General features: G+C 63.2%; 18 protein-coding genes and 1 tRNA gene. 11 read left to right on the plus strand and 8 right to left on the minus strand.

Annotated elements, in window-relative coordinates:
* The 5 genes from QD228_RS15515 to QD228_RS15535 all read right to left on the minus strand — a co-directional run.
* A partial coding sequence (locus tag QD228_RS15515; protein WP_279876011.1) for a retention module-containing protein occupies positions 1-542 on the minus strand: 542 nt, incomplete at its 3' end.
* A 217-nt stretch (positions 543-759) separates the two neighbouring features.
* Positions 760-2,838, minus strand: a complete 2,079-nt coding sequence (locus QD228_RS15520) for a DUF3488 and transglutaminase-like domain-containing protein (RefSeq protein WP_279876012.1) — start codon at positions 2,836-2,838, stop codon at positions 760-762.
* Positions 2,835-3,833 (minus strand): DUF58 domain-containing protein, encoded by a 999-nt coding sequence (locus QD228_RS15525; RefSeq protein WP_279876013.1) that lies wholly within the window; start codon positions 3,831-3,833, stop codon positions 2,835-2,837. Before QD228_RS15525 ends, QD228_RS15520 begins: the two co-directional genes overlap by 4 nt.
* The gene (locus QD228_RS15530; protein ID WP_077380031.1) at positions 3,830-4,759 is read right to left on the minus strand and encodes a MoxR family ATPase; all 930 of its coding nucleotides are present in this window, start codon (positions 4,757-4,759) and stop codon (positions 3,830-3,832) included. The genes QD228_RS15525 and QD228_RS15530 overlap by 4 nt, the downstream gene beginning before the upstream one ends.
* 100 nt (positions 4,760-4,859) lie before the next feature.
* A complete protein-coding gene (locus QD228_RS15535) occupies positions 4,860-5,372 on the minus strand; it encodes an NUDIX domain-containing protein (protein ID WP_254696562.1) in 513 nt (170 codons plus the stop codon).
* A gap of 153 nt (positions 5,373-5,525) precedes the next feature.
* Here QD228_RS15535 and QD228_RS15540 point away from each other — a divergent pair, with 153 nt between their 5' ends.
* Entirely contained in the window at positions 5,526-7,220 is a 1,695-nt protein-coding gene (locus QD228_RS15540) for an acyl-CoA dehydrogenase family protein (protein ID WP_176494316.1), read from the plus strand.
* A gap of 22 nt (positions 7,221-7,242) precedes the next feature.
* Positions 7,243-7,752, plus strand: coding sequence for a copper chaperone PCu(A)C (locus QD228_RS15545; protein WP_279876014.1), 510 nt, complete (start codon positions 7,243-7,245; stop codon positions 7,750-7,752).
* Between the two features lie 124 nt (positions 7,753-7,876).
* On the opposite strand, the gene QD228_RS15550 is transcribed toward QD228_RS15545, so the two are convergent.
* Together QD228_RS15550 and QD228_RS15555 are read right to left on the minus strand one after the other, a co-directional pair.
* Positions 7,877-8,488 (minus strand): LysE family transporter, encoded by a 612-nt coding sequence (locus tag QD228_RS15550; protein WP_279876035.1) that lies wholly within the window; start codon positions 8,486-8,488, stop codon positions 7,877-7,879.
* Between the two features lie 1,188 nt (positions 8,489-9,676).
* Positions 9,677-9,762: transfer RNA gene (locus QD228_RS15555), tRNA-Leu, on the minus strand.
* Positions 9,763-10,096: 334 nt separating this feature from the next.
* On the opposite strand from QD228_RS15555, the gene queA reads away from it, so the two are divergent.
* From queA to secF, 5 genes are all read left to right on the plus strand, one after another.
* Entirely contained in the window at positions 10,097-11,188 is a 1,092-nt protein-coding gene (gene queA / locus QD228_RS15560; protein ID WP_077380204.1) for a tRNA preQ1(34) S-adenosylmethionine ribosyltransferase-isomerase QueA, read from the plus strand.
* Between the two features lie 112 nt (positions 11,189-11,300).
* On the plus strand, positions 11,301-12,437 hold the full coding sequence (gene tgt / locus QD228_RS15565; protein ID WP_084207905.1) for a tRNA guanosine(34) transglycosylase Tgt: 1,137 nt from the start codon (positions 11,301-11,303) through the stop codon (positions 12,435-12,437).
* A 131-nt stretch (positions 12,438-12,568) separates the two neighbouring features.
* Positions 12,569-12,904, plus strand: a complete 336-nt coding sequence (gene yajC / locus QD228_RS15570) for a preprotein translocase subunit YajC (protein WP_077380041.1) — start codon at positions 12,569-12,571, stop codon at positions 12,902-12,904.
* A gap of 73 nt (positions 12,905-12,977) precedes the next feature.
* Positions 12,978-14,828 (plus strand): protein translocase subunit SecD, encoded by a 1,851-nt coding sequence (gene secD, locus QD228_RS15575; RefSeq protein WP_077380043.1) that lies wholly within the window; start codon positions 12,978-12,980, stop codon positions 14,826-14,828.
* Between the two features lie 12 nt (positions 14,829-14,840).
* A complete protein-coding gene (gene secF / locus QD228_RS15580) occupies positions 14,841-15,746 on the plus strand; it encodes a protein translocase subunit SecF (RefSeq protein WP_077380045.1) in 906 nt (301 codons plus the stop codon).
* Positions 15,747-15,868: 122 nt separating this feature from the next.
* Here secF and QD228_RS15585 read toward each other — a convergent pair whose 3' ends face one another.
* The gene (locus QD228_RS15585) at positions 15,869-16,663 is read right to left on the minus strand and encodes an inositol monophosphatase family protein (protein WP_077380047.1); all 795 of its coding nucleotides are present in this window, start codon (positions 16,661-16,663) and stop codon (positions 15,869-15,871) included.
* Positions 16,664-17,025: 362 nt separating this feature from the next.
* Between QD228_RS15585 and trmJ the strand changes: the two genes are divergently transcribed.
* The 4 genes from trmJ to QD228_RS15605 all read left to right on the plus strand — a co-directional run bounded on the left by trmJ (position 17,026) and on the right by QD228_RS15605 (position 20,524).
* A complete protein-coding gene (trmJ, locus tag QD228_RS15590; RefSeq protein WP_077380049.1) occupies positions 17,026-17,823 on the plus strand; it encodes a tRNA (cytosine(32)/uridine(32)-2'-O)-methyltransferase TrmJ in 798 nt (265 codons plus the stop codon).
* 9 nt (positions 17,824-17,832) lie between these two features.
* Positions 17,833-18,729, plus strand: coding sequence for a serine O-acetyltransferase (cysE, locus tag QD228_RS15595; protein ID WP_077380051.1), 897 nt, complete (start codon positions 17,833-17,835; stop codon positions 18,727-18,729).
* A 142-nt stretch (positions 18,730-18,871) separates the two neighbouring features.
* Positions 18,872-19,345: a Fe-S cluster assembly transcriptional regulator IscR gene (gene iscR / locus QD228_RS15600; RefSeq protein WP_077380053.1), complete on the plus strand. Its 474-nt coding sequence runs from the start codon at positions 18,872-18,874 to the stop codon at positions 19,343-19,345.
* Positions 19,346-19,375: 30 nt separating this feature from the next.
* On the plus strand, positions 19,376-20,524 hold the full coding sequence (locus tag QD228_RS15605) for an aminotransferase class V-fold PLP-dependent enzyme (RefSeq protein WP_279876015.1): 1,149 nt from the start codon (positions 19,376-19,378) through the stop codon (positions 20,522-20,524).
* Positions 20,525-20,530: the final 6 nt, after the last annotated feature.

The raw sequence follows: 20,530 nt of genomic DNA on the forward strand, positions 1-20,530 counted from the left end.
GTGCCGACGATGGTCGGCGTGGTGTCGGAGGTCAGCGCCGGCGCATCGACGGTCAAGGCCAGGTCGGTTTCCGTCGACTCAGGATCCAACCCGAGGCCATCTTCGTCTTCATCGGTATAGGTGGGATCGGTGAACCCACCTTCATATTCGTAGGAAGTGCGCTCGACACGGCCATCCCGACCGACGCCAGAGGCATCCAGGAAGCCACTGCGACTGCTGCCCGGAGACCCTGCATTTTCCCCCGCTGCCGGTGCCTCCTGGATGGCCGTCGGGTCTTCGCCTCGGGCAATCGCTTCGCGCAATGCTTCTACCGTCGGGTCGACAGGTGCGTCATCGCGAGACTCTGCGAGCAGTACCTCGATACCGATCGGGGCCCCTTGCGGCACCACCAACCGAGAACCATCTTCCAGCACGATGATCGCTCCCTGCGGCGCGATCAGGGTGGCAGTAGGTTCAAGCGTCATTCCATTGACGACACGCTGCGACTCGTTAGTGGCGGAAACAACAAGTACTGTGCCTTCTGTGCGAATGACCTGAACCATGGGGACTTACTCCTGCTGGGGAAAGGTGCTGCATCATGCTGCGAAGGGCGCAATGGCATGATCGACAAAATCAGATGGTTACATTTTGATACACAAAAACACTTACCGCAACCTAGCAATTTTCCGTAGTGGTGCCACGCAACGAGACTGAGATACCTGATCTCGAAAAATACCCAGAAAACAAGGAATCACACACCACCACGATGGAAAACGTGAACTATGACAACTTACGGCATAACGCTGACCACTGGCGACGCATGCTACGAGAAGACGAGCCGCCGGCATGAGAAGCGCCCTCTTGCGCGTCATCATTGTAAATCCATTGTTCAACGACTTCCGACAACTGTAACAATTCTTTAACATTGTCCGGCTGCAGCCGTGCGACACGCCGCAGGTGACTGCCGGGCGCCTCACCCGGGCCAGGGCCAAGCCCGGAGCACTCCAGACGCTTCGCCAGACGACGGTAGGCTCTGACACCGGCATGTGTCGTTACCTCACGGCCAGACCAGAGCACCAGCACCGCCCCTACCAGTACCACACAGGCCAGCAATCCGAGTACCCCCCAGACCAGCCACTCCCAGCGAAACTCGCCGAACATCCGCTGCCACAGACTACGCTGCTGTTCCAGGCGGAACCCCACGACACTTCGCTGCCAGCGGTACTCGAAACGCTCCCACTGACGCCTCAGATCACGAAGCATGGAATTATTCAGCGTGAAGGCGCGCAGACCGGCATCTGCCATGAAACCCGGCTGACCTTGCAGACTGAGCGCCCCCTGGGCAATACGCTCGGGAGCCACCGCCGCCGTCGGGTCGAACCGGTGCCAGCGCCCCCCATGGAACACCTCGACCCAGGCATGGGCGTCATACTGCCGAATGCTCAACTCACGCTCACCGCTCGCGGCGCCACCCTGCGCCTCTCCACCGAGATAGCCCGCCACCATGCGCGCCGGGATTCCTGCTGCCCGCGCCAGAAAGACGGTAGTCGATGCGTAATGCGTGCAATACCCCTGCAGGCTATCAAACAGGAAATCGTCCACACGATTCATGCCCTCAAGACGCGGGGGCGTGAGGGTGTAGTGGTAAGGCTGACGATGGAAATGCTGGAACAGGAGGCGAAGGAAGCCTTGGGGGTCTCCACCCGCCTGATGCATCAGATCACGAGCGAATGCGCGAGCACGGAGGTTGCCATCCTCAGGCAACAGCAGATCCAGACGCTGCATCCATTGTGGTGCCGCCAAGGGAGGCTGACCGGAGGAACTCAATTTCAGCAATGCACGGGTGTTGAGTGACGACATCCCTTCCAGAGTGCCGTCCACCAGATAACGCGCCTCCTGATCACTCGACAACGGAGCGCCGAGGCTTGGCCGCCAAGGGCGCGGGTCCGGCTCCAGCAACAGCTCATAACGGTGCCGGGGGCTCCCGCCATCCACGCCCCTGCCACGCACGGCATAGCGCGACGCTGGCCCACCCAACGCACTCTGCAGCCTATCAGGGGAGGCACGTGACCAGCGCACGCCATCAAACAGACTCAAGGTATAGACACGCCAGTAGCGCTCTGAAGCTGCCGGCAAGGCACCGTCGAAACGGGCTCGGAAAGCCAGCTCGTCACTGCGCCCCAGCGCTGCGATATCACCGGGCGATACGCTATCCGTCAGACCGGTCGTGGCCTCTTCCAGCTGAGGAACGTTCCAGAGTGGCGGCAGACGGGGAAACAGCACGAACAATCCCAGCATCAGCGGCAATGACAAGCCCATCAACCAGCAAGTCTCACGCAGTGCCTCACCACTGCGGCGCGCTCCGGCGATCAGGACCAGACCACCGATCAGCCAGCCAGCGGCCAGAATCGCCGCAGCTGCCATCACCGGCCCCTGATCATGCAGGAAGGCGGAGGCCAGCACGACAAACCCCAGCCCACAGACCACGCGACCATCACGCAGGCTGTCAGTTTCCAGCAGCTTGAGCAGATAGATTCCCACCAGCAGGCCGATCATCGCCTCCAGGCGCAACATCTGCCCGTATTCCAGAAACAGCCCTGCTGCCACCAGGCATACCGCCGCCAGCCGCAGCAGAATGCCGGCACGCGGCACGCGGGCGCGCAATTGCTGAAACCGCCATAGCGCCGCCAGCAGCGCAGGGAGTGCAAGCCAGATCGGCATCCACAGCAGATGCAGCGCCAGCACGAGACACTGGCCAATGAACAGGTGGCGCAGTTCAAGCCAGCCAAGCGCCTGATCAGGCGTCAGAGGTTTGCGTTGCCACCAGCGGCGAGAGACATTGCCATGTGCTCGCGTCATGTCTTTGCCCTCCCGGCCAGCTCTCGAGACGCCACGGCCTGCTGCTGAACCTCCCAGGGCAGCACCGTCTCTCCTCCAAACAAGGCCAGCGCTTCCAGTACGCGTCGCCGATGCGCCCCACCACTGGCGATGGCCAGCGTCTGGCCCGGCAGGCGCAGCCCATAGGTCGCCTGTGACTTCTCCGCCGCCAGCACGCGTGCCGTCAATTCGCCGAGACGCTGTTCCATGTCGCCATGGCACGCCTCGTAGTCCAGCCACAAGGAGGGGCGTGCCGGCGTCTCGAAACGCTTGGTGACCAGCTCACCGCTGCGCCCCCAGTGCTTCCAGGCCACATGCGCCGGTGGATCACCGGCCACATAGCGACGCAGGCCGGCGAAGTCGCCCTGCTCGACCTGTTCCAGCGTATTGCGACTGCCCTGCGGTGCGGCCGGCATCTGCGGACAGGGGTGGATCATCACCGGCATCTCGATCGCGACCCAGGACCACAGACGCACCAGCCCCAGCGGCCAGCGAGACTCCAGCGTCAATGGCGGCAAGGTGAACTGCCCACGAAGAGCGACCGGCAGCCCCATAGGCGCACTGCCCTCTCCGGCATGAATCTCGAGACGCTGACGACTATTCCCGAGACGCACATCGATGGCGCGCGCCCGCGCCCGCCCGCTCAGCCGGACCAGCAGGCGCAACTCACCGCTTGCGTAGGCCTCGCCATCCGCGATCAACTGGACGCGCACACCGGCAAGATTGCGCCAGCTTCGAAAGATGCTGATCACCGCCAGCGAGAACAGCCAGAATGCGAGCGCATGCGCGAGGGAATTCTCGTAGTTGATCCCCAGCAGCAGCAGCATGCACACCAGCACCGCCCAGAACAGGCCGAAGGGCGTGGGCAGGATCATCAGACGGGCATGATGGAGCGCCTCACCGCCGGCGATGGACATCCTGCGCAACATGCGCGCCTTGAGCCGGCCCCATGGCCCGACACTGGCCGCTCGTGTCATGCAGGCACCACCGCCACCTGCCCCAGCAGATGGCGAGCCACGGCATCTCCCTCCGCGACACTGCCCTCGCTCAGGCGATGGCCGACCACCGGCGCCCAGACGGCCTGGACATCCTCCGGCAGCACGTAGTCACGCCCCGCGAGCAACGCCCAGCCACGCGAGGCGTTGGCCAATGCCAGCACGCCTCGCGTCGACAGGCCATAAGGCACTTCCGGCGACGATCGTGTGGCAGCGACCAGTGCCTGCAAGTAATCCAGCAGCGGTTCAGAGAGACGCACGCGCGTCACGGATGCCTGCCACTCACGCAGTACCTCGAGCGGCAACAGGGGACGCAGCGCCTCGATGTGCTGGCGACCGGCATTGCCTCTCAGTATCTCTCGCTCAGCCGCAGGCTCTGGATACCCAAGCGAAAGACGCATCAGAAAGCGATCCAGCTGGGACTCAGGCAACGGGAAGGTACCGGATTGCTGAAGCGGGTTCTGAGTGGCGATGACGAAGAAAGGCTCCGGCAGACGACGCGTCTCGCCCTCCACGGTCACCTGTCGCTCTTCCATGGCCTCCAGCAGCGCACTCTGGGTCTTGGGCGTGGCACGATTGATCTCATCCGCCAGCACCAGCGAGTGAAAGACGGGGCCCGGATGGAAATGGAAGGCGCTCTCACGAGGGTCGAAGACCGACACGCCGAGAATGTCGGCGGGCAGCAGATCACTGGTGAACTGGACGCGCTGCATGTCGGTGCCGATCAGACGCGCCAGCCCCTGGGCCAGCGTCGTCTTGCCAAGCCCGGGCAGATCCTCGATCAGCACGTGGCCCTGACACAGCAGGCAGCACAGAGCGAGCCGGATCTGATGCGGCTTGCCCGCCAGCACGCTCGACAGTGCAACCTCCACCTCTTCCAACTGTTGGGGCGATACCTTGGCATTCATGCGCAGACTCCAGCACAGAGAGTGGTAGGGAGAGTGGGACAGAGAAAGCACATGCAGGCGCGCGCAGGGACATGGCGCGCCGCCGACAGGCCATCATTGCCTACTCTTCCATGGCAGAGACGAGAAAGCCCTCACGAATGAGGCGTTCAAGCGCCATACGGCTGTCCGGCGTTGAAGGATGCAATTCCAGCGCCTGTTGCGGTGTCACCCAGAAGGCGTCAGCCACCTCCTCGGCCTGAAGCGTCAAGGGACCGTCATAACGTGCGAGGTAGGCGCTGCCATAGACATGATTGGTGGCATCGCGATAGCAGAAATCGAAGCAATGTCTGAGCGCGACGCCCCGGGCACCGATCTCCTCCTCCAGCTCGCGTCGTGCGGCCACGTGGACCGCTTCGCCCGCGCCGACCACACCTCCGCTGGCGAGGTCGAAATACCCCGGAAAGACTTCCTTGCTCATGGTGCGTTTCTGGATGCACAGCTCTCCACTAGCATTGAGCACGAAGGCATAGGTCGCTCGATGCCAGTAGCGATAACGTCGCATCTGGCGACGAGGAGCCGTACCGCATGGGCGATTGCGTGCATCAACCAATTGAATGATTTCGTCCTGGATCACCGTACCCTGTCCTTTCCCTGTGCTGATCGTCGCGATGCCACGCACCGACTGATGCCCCCACGGTAGCAGAATGCGAGGCAGCTGCCTTCCACTCCGCCAGCAGGCCGCAGGTGTTCTACGCTCAAGGCATACCTCTCATGACAGGACCCCACGATGCCCGACTCGCTGCCTGCGTCCTCGACTGAGCACTCTCGTGAAGAGGAGCGGCCTGCTCCATGGCGCGATGAGGTGCTCAATCAATCGGCACCACCGCTGCGCCATGCCTTCGTCGATGACCTCCCCTTGCGTGAGGCGCTGCGCTGTCACGCGCCTGGGCTCTCGGCGGACCTGCTCACTCGCCTGGCCGACCTCGGGGCGCAGGTGGGCACGCTAGAGACCCGCGCGATGGGGTTTGCCGTCAATGCGCATCCGCCGGTCCTCCACACCCATGACCCACAAGGGCGGCGGCGGGATGACGTCGAGTATCACCCCGACTATCACCGGCTGATGCGCATCGCTCTGGAAGGTGGCTGGCACAGTGTCGCCTGGGAGGCGGAAGGCTGCGGAGGACATCAGGCCCATGTCGCCGCCCTTTACCTGCTCACCCAGGCCGAACCCGGTTTCTGCTGCCCGATCACCATGACCCATGCCGCCTGGCCCGCGCTGCGTCAGGATGAATCTCTGGCCGCCTTCTGGGGCCCTCGCCTGCGGGCCCGCAGCCACGACCCGAGAACCTGTGCCCCTCGCGACAAGCACTGCGCGACCTTCGGCATGGCCATGACGGAACGTCAGGGCGGCAGCGACGTCCGTAGCAACCTGACACAGGCACACGCTGAGGGTGAAGGCTATCGCCTCAACGGTCACAAGTGGTTCATGAGTGCCCCGATGTCAGATGCCTTTCTGACTCTGGCGCAGCTCGAGGAAGGGCTGACCTGCTTCGTGGTACCGAGGCGACGGGAGGATGGCAGCCACAATGGCCTGCAACTGCAACGCCTCAAGGACAAGTGCGGCAATCGCGCCAACGCCTCAAGCGAAGTCCGGCTGGTGGATGCGCGCGGGCAGCGCCTTGGTGAGCCGGGACGTGGCATCACCACCATTCTCGAGATGGTCCACCAGACCCGACTGGATGCTGCCACCGCGCCGGTGGCACTGATGCGCCAGGCACTGGTCGAGGCACTGCACCACTGCCAGCAACGTCATGCCTTCGGCAAGCCGCTGGCCAGTCAACCTTTGATGCAGCAGGTGCTGGCAGACATCGCACTGGAAGTCGAAGCCGGCATCGCACTGTGTCTGCGCATTGCGCGACAGTTCGATGACGCCACTCGGGAACCGGATGCGCGCCCCCTGGCCCGCCTTGCGCCGGCGATCGCCAAGTACTGGCACAATCGTCGTGCACCGGCACTGCTGGCAGAGGCCATGGAATGCCTGGGCGGCAATGGCTACATAGAGGAACACCTGACAGCGCGCCTGTATCGCGAAGCCCCTGTCAACGCCATCTGGGAAGGTTCTGGAAACGTGCTGTGTCTGGATGTCCTGCGCACTCTGGCCCGTCACCCCGACGCAGGCGAGGCGCTGCTCAGCGAGCTCAGGGACGCCCGGGGGCAGAGTCCTCGCTATGACGCCGCACTGGCCATCTTCGAACGCGGCAACCTTCTTCATCACGCCGAGGAAGCCCGAGCCCGGCAACTGGTCCAGTCACTGGCCGTGCTATGGCAGGCTGCCCTGCTGATTCGCCATGCCCCTGCCGACGTGGCCGAGGCCTTCTGCGCCACACGACTGGCAGGCACCGACATCCCCGGCGCCACTGGCGTACATGGGCTGCCGCCGGGCATGTCACCCCGCCATCTGTTGGCACGGGTACTGCCATGAAAGGCCAAGGAGACGACACCACGTGACACGACTCTCACGCGCGAGCCTGATGCTGGCAATCGCCATGAGCGGCATCCTGTGGATGCGCACCGATGCAAGCGCCGCGACGCCCCCCGTGGCGACAGACCCCATGCTGGAAAATCCCGTGCTGGAAAATCCCGTGCTGGAAGATGCCTTCGCACTACCGACGCCTCCGGGCGCGACGACCGCTGCACTCTATATCACGCTCTCGCTCCCCCGAGGCAAGGTCACGCTGACAGGCGCCAGCTCTCCCGTGGCGCAGAGCATCGAGCTGCACGAGATGCAGATGCGCGAAGGCCGGATGTACATGCGCCAGCTGGGACACCTGACCCTCTCCCCCGAGTCCCCACTGGAGATGCGGCCGGGAGGTGGGCCCCATCTGATGCTGACTGGGCTGACTCAGCCCATCTCGTCAGGCGATGAAATCCCCGTGACCCTGCACTTTCAGGCACGCCCGGACCAGCAGATCAGGGTTCCCGTGAAGGATTACTCCGACATCTTCACTCCGTGATCTTCCGGCTCCACCAGCCACCCCCTGCAACGCAACGCGGCCCTGACATCACCTGTCAGGGCGGCCATCTTCTACCAGGCAATCTCATTCCTCAACGGTGCATGTCACTCCCGACATGCGCCGGTCAGACACCCCATACGACCCGCAGCGCCAACGCCACCAACACGATACCGGTCAGGCGATTGATCCATACCGCCCGCGCCTGAAGCCAGGGCAGCACCCGCGAGTGCGACAGTACCATCGCCACCAGCACATACCAGGCACCGTCGATGCCCATCGCCGTCACGACCACCAGCCACTTGCCCATCTCGCTCATCTCCGGCGTGATCAGCTGACTGAGCAGCGCCACGAAGAACAGGATCAGCTTGGGATTGGCCAGCGCCACCATGAAGCCATCGCGAATCGCCATGGAACGGGATGTGGTGACGGCCTGCGCCTCCAGCGCCCCGCCACGGCCCGCCCGCAATGCCTTGACGCCCAACCAGGCCAGATAGGCCGCCCCCAGAATCATGATCGCCTGGAACATGCCCGGATAATGAACGATCAAGGCACCAAGTCCCCAGGCGGTGAGCGCGGCATACAACCCGACCCCCAATGCATGGCTGATACCGGCGGCGACTCCCGCACTTCTGCCACCTCCCAGCGTGTGGCGAAGCACCATCGCCAGACTCGGCCCGGGCGACATCGCTCCCATGGCACACAGCGCAACCAGTGACAACCACAGATTCAGTGGCATCCAATGCATGACAGTCTTTCCATGTTCCATGGCAGTTCGTGAAAGCGATGCTTGAACAGCGGTTCGCCGCCAGGCGCCCCTCGAGCATCACGCGAGTTCCATTCAAGTTCAGTACAGGTTCTGAATCCCCTGCCCGCGACGGCTGACGGGATGAGAGCGCTTTCCGTGTTCAGCCTTCCCCTCTGCAGCTCCAGCGGATACGCCCGATTGTACCAAGCGTCAGACTGGCCCGGCAGCGACATCACCATGTCATGTAGGCGACATTGGTCTTGCACATGACGTGAACCATCAAGCGCGCCGGACAGCGTCGCCAGCGAATCAGAACGATCGAACGCCACATTACATGAGAACATCTTGATATGAGACTATCTTGAAGTACACGATCTTACATACCTGAAAACTTGTGCAACAAATTAACTCTTGTACAAGTTTTCAATAATCAGTAATTTCTTAATCGCTGCTCAGGGAGAGCGGCGAGTTCAGCGTAGTGATGGGCTAAGTGCACAGGCAAGTGCAGCCAGGGAAAGGCCCTGTCAGAGGATGACTCGCGAGTGTGGGGGCTATGCCACGCGGCCAGAAAGATCCGTAAGCCTGAGCTGGTGGGCTTACGAATCTTGATGACTGGCAAGCTCGCGAACTCAAGGAAATGAGACCACTACGCTGAACCTCACCGAATTCAGTCGAATGCTGAGAGGGAGAGGAGAAATGAAAGGGAAAGCTCGAGCGGCTCTGTGTTGTCCGGTATGTTCCGGCCTCAAGATGGACTATCAATACCATGCACCATCCGCCGACCATCTCGTGAACTGCCAGGATTGCCGCGAGTTCATCGGCATGTGGTCTACCCTGCGCCAGGAACTCGCGATACAGAGCACGCGCATTGCACTCCTTGACCCTTCCCTCGCAAGCAACAGCATCTACCGACGCGTCAAGAGCGTTCCACATCAGGCGTGAATCGCCGGCAGATGCGCCAGAGACAAGAAAGCCCCGACATCCGGTCGGGGCTTTTTTATGCCTCAGACACCCAGACCATCATCTGGCAAGAGCGCGAAGAAAGGACAGAGAGGAAAGAGGAAAGAGGAAATAGAAAGAAGAGTGCTCTGGGATCACAAGGCAATGAAGTTGAGAGCAATGAATCTGAGGCGAGGGCCAGAAACGCAAACAGCCGCTCGTGAGCGACTGTTTTCAAGATGGTGCCGGTGGTCGGACTCGAACCGACACGCCTATTAAGCGGCGGATTTTGAATCCGCTGCGTCTACCAATTCCGCCACACCGGCAATGGAGCGAAATTATACGGAAGCCTACGCCGAGGTCAACGAGTTTTCACGCCAGATCAGACACATGCAGCGCATCCCAGCGACGGATTCACGCACTGAGCGGGACAGGTCGTTCGAAAACGGGACTTCGCGGGAGCCATGCCATTCGGTATCATGAGCCACCTTTTTCGCCTGCCCAGGCTCGCCAGTCCATCCTGCGTATCGCCCCTGACCACTGCCGCTCGAGAGCGGGCAGACAGACAGACGCGCTAACGGCATGAACGCCTGCGAGCAGGGTATCTCCATTGCAGCGGAGCGCCTTCTGCGCGCCGTGCCACCAGAGTTTCCGTTGGCCATGTCACGAATCGATTCCGGCGATGCCTCTGGCGTTGCCCCCTCCGCTTCCGAGCGCCCGCTCCAGCGCAGTGATTATGATTTCAGTCTGCCGGATGAGCTGATTGCCCGCTACCCTTCCGAGCAGCGCAGTGATTGCCGTCTGCTGCACCTGGACGGCAAGAGCGGCGAGATCGTGCATCGCCACTTTCCTGACCTGCTCGAGCAGCTGGAACCCGGCGATGTCGTGGTCTTCAATGACACCCGCGTGATCCCCGCGCGCCTGCACGGCCAGAAGGCCTCCGGCGGCAAGATCGAGATGCTGCTGGAGCGTCCGCTGGATGCACACCGTGGTCTGGCGCACATCCGCTCCAGCAAGTCGCCGAAGCCGGGCACCGAGCTGATCTTCGAAGGCGGCATCACCGCCGTGGTCGAAGGTCGGCAGGACGCGCTGTTCGAGCTGCGCTTCCACGGCGAGACGCCGATGATCGAGCTGCTCAACCAGCATGGTCACATGCCGTTGCCGCCCTATATCACCCGCGATGACGAGCTGTCGGACCGCGAGCGCTACCAGACGGTCTATGCCAGGCGCGATGGCGCCGTGGCCGCACCGACGGCTGGCCTGCACTTCGATGAGCCGATCATGGCCGCCATGGCCGAGAAAGGCATCGAGACCGCCTTCGTCACCCTGCACGTCGGTGCCGGCACCTTCCAGCCGGTGCGTGTCGACAGCATTCTCGAGCACCACATGCACAGCGAGTGGATCGAGGTCGGTCAGGAAGCCTGTGACACGATCGCCCGCGCTCGTGCCGCCGGCCGTCGCGTCGTCGCTGTCGGCACCACCAGCGTGCGATGCCTTGAAAGTGCTGCCAAGGCCCACGGTGGCGAGCTGGCACCTTACTCCGGTGACACCGACATCTTCATCTACCCCGGTTATGAATGGCAGGTGGTGGATCTGCTGATCACCAACTTCCATCTGCCGGAATCGACCCTGCTGATGCTGGTCTCGGCCTTCGCCGGGTACGAGCACACCATGGCCGCCTACCAGGCTGCCGTGCAGGAGCGCTACCAGTTCTTCAGCTATGGCGATGCCATGCTGCTGGAACGCGCCTGACCCGAGCGATACCTCATCACATGAGCCACGTCATGCGCAGTTAACACGACGTGGCTTACGCTAGCCCCACACCCGCTGCGGCCTGTTTCGCCGCCAAGCCTTAGAGAGAACCATGCGCAAAGAATGCTTCATGAGCTTTGAGAAGCTCGCCACCGATGGTCGCGCGCGACGCGGCCGCATGACCTTCCCGCGCGGCACGGTGGAAACCCCGGCCTTCATGCCGGTCGGCACCTACGGCACCGTGAAGGGCATGACACCGGAATCCATCAAGGAGATCGGCGCCGAGATCATCCTCGGCAACACCTTCCACCTGTGGCTGCGCCCGGGCACGGAAGTCATCGAAGCGCATGGTGACCTGCATGATTTCGCGCAATGGGACAAGCCGATCCTGACCGATTCCGGCGGCTTCCAGGTCTTCTCGCTGGGCAAGACGCGCAAGATTACCGAACAGGGCGTTCACTTCCGCTCACCGGTGGATGGCTCCAAGGTCTTCATGGGCCCGGAAGAGTCGATGGCCGTCCAGCGCTCGCTGGGGTCCGACATCGTGATGATCTTCGATGAGTGCACGCCGTATCCGGCCACACATGACGAAGCCCGCAAGTCGATGGAGATGTCACTGCGCTGGGCCCAGCGCTCCCGCGATGCCCATGGCGATTCCCCCTCGGCACTGTTCGGCATCATCCAGGGCGGCATGTATCCGGACCTGCGCGAGAAATCCCTCGAGGGCCTGAAGAAGATCGACTTCGATGGCTACGCCATCGGTGGCCTGTCCGTGGGCGAACCCAAGGACGAGATGATCAAGGTGCTCGACTACCTTCCCGAGTGGATGCCGGAGGACAAGCCGCGCTACCTGATGGGTGTCGGCAAGCCGGAGGATCTCGTGGAAGGCGTGCGCCGTGGTGTCGACATGTTCGATTGCGTGATGCCGACCCGCAACGCGCGCAACGGCCACCTGTTCACGCCGACCGGTACGGTCAAGATCCGCAATGCCGTCCATAAGCACGATACGTCACCGCTGGACCCGGACTGCGATTGCTACACCTGCACCAACTTCTCACGCGGCTACCTGCATCACCTTGATCGCTGTGGAGAAATGCTCGGTTCCATGCTCAACACCATCCACAATCTGCGCTACTACCAGACCGTGATGGCTGGTTTGCGCGGTGCAATTGAAGCGGGTACATTGCAGGACTTCGTGGAACAGTTCTATGCCGCGCGCGGCCTGCCGGTGCCGCCGCTGGCCGACTGATCGAATCGAAGCGCGACCGGAGAGCAACCCGCTCCGGTCGCCTTGGTATCTGACTCGAGACAGGCGTGAAGCAGCGCTCGAATCACGCTCATTGCATAACAACAGTTCACTCGTAACCTCTGGAGATACACATGCTGGAATTCCTGATTCCTGCCGCACACGCGGAAGCCGAAGCGGCTGTCGCCGGCGGCGGCGCCATCGGCCAGATCGTCATGCTGGTCGGCTTCGTGGTCATTTTCTATTTCCTGCTCTGGCGTCCGCAGTCCAAGCGCGCCAAGGAACACAAGAACCTGATCAGCAACCTGGCCAAGGGTGACGAGATCGTCATCGGTGGTGGCCTGGTCGGCCGCATCACCAAGGTCAGCGAGCAGTTCATCACCATGGAGCTGAACGAAGGCAACGAAGTCAACGTGCAGAAATCCGCCGTGGCTGCGGTCCTGCCGAAGGGCACCATCAAGTCCATCTGATCTCCCTCCTGCTGCCGGCCCCTGTGCCGGCAGCATGCTATTTCTCTCCCGCTCCACCAAGGACAGGGCTGCCATGCTCAACCGCTATCCGCTTTGGAAGTACCTGGTGATCTGCCTGGTACTTGCCGTCGGCGTGATCTACGCATTGCCGAATCTCTACCCCGAAGACCCGGCCGTGCAGATCAGTGCCGCCAGCGGCGCCGATGCCATCGACCAGCAAGATCTCGATCGCGCCACCAGCGCCCTCGAAAACGCCGGCATCACGCCCAAATCCGAGGAACTCAATGGTTCCACCGGCCTGATTCGCCTCACCAGCAACGACCAGCAGCTGCGTGCCAAGGAACTGATCAGCGACACCCTTGGCGATGACGCCATCGTCGCGCTGAATCTGGCTGATGCCACGCCGTCGTGGCTTTCCAGTCTCGGCGCCTCGCCGATGAAGCTGGGGCTTGATCTGCGCGGCGGGGTCCACTTCCAGCTGGAAGTCGACATGGACGCCGCGGTCAAGCAACGCCTGGAAGTCAACGCCAGCGCCATCAAGGAAACCCTGCGCGAGGAGCGTATCCGCTACCGCGGCAGTGAGGTCAACGATGGCACGCTGAGCCTGACCTTCTCCGACGACGAAGACCGTTCGAAGGCACGTTCACTGGTCTCGCGCGACTTCCAGAACTTCGAATACGATGAGCGCGATGTCGATCGTGGGGCCGTACTGGATCTCACTCTGACGACCGCCGCCATCAAGGAGATTCAGGATTACGCGGTCAATCAGAACCTGACCACGATCCGCAATCGCGTCAACGAGCTGGGCGTCTCCGAGCCGCTGGTGCAGCGTCAGGGCCCGAACCGCATCGTGGTCGAGCTGCCGGGCGTGCAGGACACGGCCGCTGCCAAGCGCGTACTGGGTGCCACCGCCAACCTCGAGTTCCGTCTCGAAGCGGCCAGCGACACGCCCTCCAGCGAGATGGAAACCTTCGCCTTCCGCAACCAGCCGGGGCGCACCGCCAACATCATGAAGGACGTGATCATCAGCGGTGACAGTGTCTCCAGCGCCAGCACCAGCTTCGATGAAAGTGGCCGTCCGCAGGTCAACATCAACCTGGATGGCACCGGTGGCTCGATCATGAACCGCGTCACGCGTGCTGCCATCGGCCGCAACATGGCGGTGCTGTTCATCGAGCACAAGACCCGCACGCGCACCGTGATGGAGGATGGCGAGGAAGTCGAGAAGCGCATCCCCTACACCGAGAAGGGCCTGATCAGTCTGGCGACCATCCAGAGCGCGCTGGGCAACAGCTTCCGCATCACCGGTCTGGATTCCCCGACCGAGGCGAAGGAGCTGTCGCTGCTGCTGCGTTCCGGCTCGCTGGCCGCGCCGATCTACTTCGTGCAGGAACGCACCATCGGCCCGAGCCTGGGTGCCGAGAACATCTCGCGCGGCATCCTGTCCGTCGAGCTGGGCCTGCTGCTGGTCGTGCTGTTCATGCTGGCCCGCTACAAGGCCTTCGGTGTCGTCGCCAACGTGGCCCTGACCGCCAACCTGGCGATCCTGATCGCCGCGATGTCGATGCTGGGCGCTACCCTGACCCTGCCGGGCATTGCCGGTATCGTGCTGACGCTGGGCATGGCGGTGGATGCCAACGTGCTGATCTTCGAGCGTATCCGCGAGGAAATGCGCTCCAAGATGCCGCTGCACCAGGCCGTGCATACCGGCTTCGAACGCGCCTTCACCTCCATCGTCGATGCGAACATCACCACCCTGCTGGTCGCGGTGATCCTGTTCTCCATCGGCAGTGGCCCGGTCAAGGGCTTCGCGGTCACGCTGTCCATCGGCATCCTGACGTCAATGTTCACGGCGATCATGGTCTCGCGCGGCATCATCAATCTTGCCATTGGCGGCAAGACACTCAAGAAACTCTGGATCTGAGGGGCCATCGTGATGCGACAGTTTGACTTCATGAGCAAGCGGCGCGCGGCCTTCATCGTCTCCATCGTGCTGACGATCGTGGCCATTGGCGCCCTTGTGATTCACGGCCTGAACCTGGGCCTCGACTTTACCGGCGGCACCCTGGTGGAAGTGCAATACCAGGCGGCGCCGGCGCTGGACAGCGTACGCCAGACACTGGAAGCCGCCGGCTACAAGGACGTCTCGGTCCAGACCTTCGGTGCCAGCAACGAGATTCTGGTGCGTCTGCAGCAGAGCTTCGAGGCCGGCATCGGCAATGACATCGTGGCGCACCTGCAGGCCACCGGCGATAGCGTGAACCTGATCCGCGCCGAGTTCGTCGGTGCTCAGGTCGGTGATCAGCTGCGTGACCAGTCCGGTCTCGGCATGCTGCTCGCCCTGGCCGTGGTGATGGTCTACGTGGCCTTCCGCTTCCAGTACAAGTTCGCCCTCGGCGCCCTCATCTCGCTGGGTCACGACGTCATCATCCTGCTGGGCATCTTTGCCCTGTTCGGACTCGACTTCGACCTGACGGTACTGGCCGCGGTGCTGGCCGTGATCGGCTACTCATTGAACGACACCATCATCGTCTACGACCGCATTCGCGAGAACATTCGCAAATCGCGTACCGATGACATGCCGTCGATCTTCAATGACGCGATCAACGCGACGCTGTCACGTACGCTGTCCACCTCCGGCACCACCTTGCTGGTGCTGCTGGCGCTGTTCTTCCTGGGCGGCGACATGATCCACAACTTCGCCATCGCGCTGATCATCGGCGTGGTCGCGGGGACCTTCTCGTCCATCTACGTGGCAGCGGCGCTGTTGCTGGTGGTCGGCCTGAAGCGCGTGGACCTGATCCCCCCGCCCAAGGAGCAGTTCGAGGACGGCGCGCCGTAAGCGCCTCGCTCGACCGCCCGGCACGGATCGCCAGGCACAAAAAAACCCCACCTCGCATGAGGTGGGGTTTTTTTCGTTCTCCGCGTCGCCCTGCGGCTGGCAGGACTGCGAATCACGGCGTCTTACAGGTGCGGCTGCATGGTCTGCGCCAGCGCCTTGTACAGGCGAGCACCCGCGGCCATCAGCGTGCCTTCCGCCACGACAACCGGCGTACCATCGGCGCTGCCGGCCAGTGCACCACATTCCTTCAGGAACAGGCTGACGATCTCGCTGTCACCGGCTTCCAGACCCAGCACGTAGACGGCATCGACACGGCCGGCGGCCAGTTCGAGCACATCCAGCAGTGCACAGCCATTGGCACGCAGGGTATCGAGCTGCGGGCCGACCTGCTGGACGATGGACAGGTAGGTGGCCAGGTGACGCGGACGCTGCCAGCTTTCCGGCAGACCCATCGCCAGACGCGCACCTTCGATGGAGGTGGCATTGGTCACGCGGATACGGTGGCCGGAATGCTGGGCGCCACGACCACGGCTGACGATGTACTCTTCGTCGGTGAACGGCGCGATGACCACGGCGTGCTCGGCACGCCCCTTGAACAGGCAGACCACGGACAGCGCGAAGCCGGAAGAGGCGGATGCCAGGTTGGAATACCCGTGCACCGGCTCGATGCGCCAGTGGTAGTCAGCGCCCTGACCTTCGCCATCACGATGGTCGGTGTAACGGCCGGAGAGGCCGTGCTGCGGATAGCCGCGTTCCAGCTGACGCACGATGTGCGCTTCGGCGCGGCGTGCGGTGTCAGCGATGAAGGTATCGAGATCGTTGTCGTTGCGCGCGACTTCGATACGTTCACGAACACGGACGAACTGCTCTGCGGCGCCGCGTGCAGCACGCAGCGCAAATTGGACCATCGGATGCATGATCAAGGCCTTGACGAGTCGGAAGCTGTTAAAGAACGGTGTGTAACGCAGTAAGGCGGCTGGCCCGGGAATCTGCCAGCGGGTGCAACGGCCACGCTCATGGCACCTGCCGGACACGGGGGTCGGCAATGCAGGAGAGCGAATACGCTACAACAGGACGGCGAAGTCTAGCAGATGCGACGCCCGGCTGCCATCGCCATCCCCGACCTTCGGCGAAGAGAGCCGGCCTGATCGGTCAGCGCCTGACTGCTCCCCGCGCCGGCTTCATGCTAGGATATCGGGTCCTGACGCACGTCCCGCCCTGCCCGGTGTCCGGGCCGCGTCGATTGCCCCGCCCTTCAATCGCTATCCTGGAAGTCCTCATGCTTGAACGTCTGCGCATTGTCCTGATCGGTACCAGCCATCCCGGCAACATCGGTGGTGCAGCCCGCGCCATGCTCAACATGGGTCTGGCCGACCTCGCTCTGGTCGCGCCGCGCTGTCAGGTGCAATGTCAGGAGTCCGCCTCACGCGCCTCCGGCGCCGATACTCTGGTCGCCAATGCCCACGTGCATGAGACGCTGGAAGAGGCCGTGGCGGACTGCAGTCTGGTGGTCGGGTGCAGCGCACGCTCCCGCAATCTGCCATGGCCGATGATCACGCCGCGCGCCTTCGGCGCCACCCTGGCCGATGAGACCCGCCTGCCGGAGGCCCGCGTGGCCATCGTGTTCGGGCGCGAGGATTCCGGGCTCTCCAATGAAGAGCTGCAGCGCTGCCATCGTCACGTCCACATCCCGACCAATCCGGACTTCAGCTCGCTGAATCTGGCCGCGGCCGTGCAGGTGCTGGCCTACGAGTGCCGCCAGGCATGGCTGGCTGATCAGGAAGCCGCCGGCGAGACCCCGCGGGCCGAGGATGACCAGCCATTCGGCATCGACTGGGACAGTCCGTTGGCCAGCCACGCAGACCTCGAGCGCCTGTTCGAGCATCTGGAAAAGACGCTGATCAGCATCGATTTCCTGGACCCGGAACAACCGCGCCAGCTGATGGCACGCCTGCGCAGACTGTACCTGCGCGCCCGCCCCGACAGCATGGAAATCAACATCCTGCGCGGGATTCTCTCGTCAGTCGACAAGCAGGTCCGCCTGGCACAGACCGACGCGGCAAACCGCACTCTTTGAGGACACGCCATGTTCACTCGACTGCGTGAAGACATCAACAGCGTCTTTGCTCGCGACCCGGCGGCACGCAATTTCTTTGAAGTCCTGACCAACTATCCGGGTCTGCACGCCCTGCTGGCGCATCGCATCAATCATTGGTTGTGGCGTCACAACGCCAAGTGGCTGGCGCGCACCGGTTCGACCCTGATGCGCTGGCTGACGGGCATCGAGATCCATCCCGGTGCCACCATCGGACGCCGCTTCTTCATCGACCACGGCATGGGCGTCGTGATCGGCGAGACGGCGCTGATCGGTGATGACGTGACGCTCTATCACGGCGTCACCCTCGGCGGCACCACCTGGAATGCCGGCAAGCGTCACCCGACCCTCGGCGATGGCGTCATCGTCGGGGCCGGCGCCAAGATTCTCGGCCCGTTCACGGTCGGCGCCGGGGCCAAGGTCGGCTCCAACGCCGTGGTCACACGCGAAGTCCCGGCCGGTGCCACCGTGGTCGGGATTCCCGGCAAGATCGTCAAGCGCGCCGAACCGGACGTGGCGGAGGAGCCGCCCGTCGATCCGGAAAGCCGCGAAGCCATGAAGGAGAAGTTCGGCTTCGATGCCTACGGCATGGGCCAGGACATGCCCGACCCGGTCGCGCGCTCCATGCACGCGATGCTCGATCACATGCATGCGGTGGACAAGCGGATCGAACAGATGTGCGGCACGCTGCGCAAGCTGGATGCCAGCTATCGCGCCGGCCACCTTCCCGAGCTGGACGACGCCGATTTCGCGCAGCTGATCGATGAGCTGGGGCCCTGTGGTGGTGAGCCCGCGGACAAGCGTCCGCAGGCCCGGCCGGTTACCCGCGAAGCCGACGCCACACCCAGCGCCTCCGGTCATGGCGAGTCCGAGCGCCAGCACGGATAAAGTTGACCAAATCAGTCGGGATTGACCCCCTCGCCGCGTCTCACCATAATGGACAGTCTGATGCGCCGTCTGCCTGCAGACGGCGCCGACACTGCGGCCCTGTCGCCGATGCCATTCGCTCCACCAGCTCACGAGTTCCGCCATGCGCCTGACCACCAAGGGACGCTACGCCGTCACCGCGATGCTCGATCTGGCGCTTCATGCCAGTTGTGGTCCGACCTGCCTTGCCGACATCTCCGTGCGCCAAGGCATTTCCCTGTCCTATCTCGAGCAGCTGTTCGCTCGCCTGCGCCGTGCCGGGCTGGTCAAGAGCGTACGCGGCCCGGGTGGCGGCTACTTGCTGGACGTCGAGCTGGAAAGCACCTCCGTGGCGCGCATCATCGATGCCGTGAATGAATCGGTGGATGCCACCCGCTGCCAGGGACTCTCGGACTGTCAGGCAGGCGACACCTGCCTCACGCACCATCTGTGGTGTGACCTGTCCGATGAGATCCATGGCTTTCTCGATGGCATCAGCCTGGCGGACCTGGTCGCACGTGAGGAGGTTCGCCAGATTGCCAGTCGTCAGCGCAAGGCCTGCGAGCCGACACCGATCACCGTCATGCCCGGCAGCTGAACCCGTTCGTCATGTCTTCAGGAAGTCACCATGTCCCAGCCGATCTACCTTGACTATGCTGCCACCACGCCCGTCGACCCGCGCGTCGCCAAGCTGATGATGCGTCACCTGACGCAGGACGGCACCTTCGCCAACCCGGCCTCGCGCAGTCACATGCCGGGCTGGCTGGCCGAGCAGGCGGTCGAGGGCGCGCGTCGTCAGGTAGCCGACGCCATCGGCGCCGACCCGCGCGAGATCGTCTGGACCAGCGGTGCCACCGAAGCCGACAACCTGGCGCTGACCGGCTACATGCGCGCCAATGCCGAGCGTGGGCGTCACCTGATCACCTCGACCATCGAGCACAAGGCGATTCTGGATACCGCCAGTGCGCTGGAAGCCGAGGGCTTCGAGGTCACGCGTATCGCACCGCAGCCGGATGGCCGCATCAGCCCCCAGAGCCTGCGTGACGCTCTGCGCGCCGACACGATCCTGGTATCGCTGATGGCAGTGAACAATGAGCTGGGCAGCCTGAATGATCTCGATGCCCTCGGCGATATCGCCCGCTCGCATGGCGCGGCCTTCCATGTCGATGCCGCCCAGGCTCCCGGCAAGGTGCAGCTCGATGTCAGCCGACAGCCCATCGACATGCTGTCGCTGTCCGCGCACAAGGCCTACGGCCCCAAGGGGGTTGGCGCGCTGTACGTGCGACGTCAGCCGCAGATCAAGGTAGAGGCCCTGATCCACGGCGGCGGGCATGAGCGCGGCATGCGCTCCGGCACCCTGCCCACCCATCAGATCGTCGGCATGGGCGAGGCCTACCGCCTGTGCGCCGAACAGTTCGATGCCGACCACCAGCACCTGATCGCGCTGCGCCAGCAATTCGTCGCCGGACTATCCGGCCTTGAAGGCGTGCATTTCAATACCGATATAGACGTCAGCGCCCCCGGCATCCTCAACCTCGCCTTCGAAGGCGTGGACGGTGAGGCGATGCTGATGGCACTGCGCGGCATCGCGATTTCCACCGGTTCGGCCTGCAATTCCGCCAGTGTCGAACCGTCCTTCGTACTCACCGGCATCGGGGTGCCCCGTCCACTGGCGCTGGCGTCACTGCGCTTCAGCTTCGGACGCTTCACCACCGCCGCCGACATTGAATCCGCGCTCGGCGAGCTCAGGCATGCCCTGACCTCGCTGCGCGCCTGACCCGGG

This window comes from Cobetia sp. 3AK, assembly GCF_029846335.1.
In the GTDB taxonomy this organism is placed as follows: Bacteria; Pseudomonadota; Gammaproteobacteria; order Pseudomonadales; family Halomonadaceae; genus Cobetia; species Cobetia marina.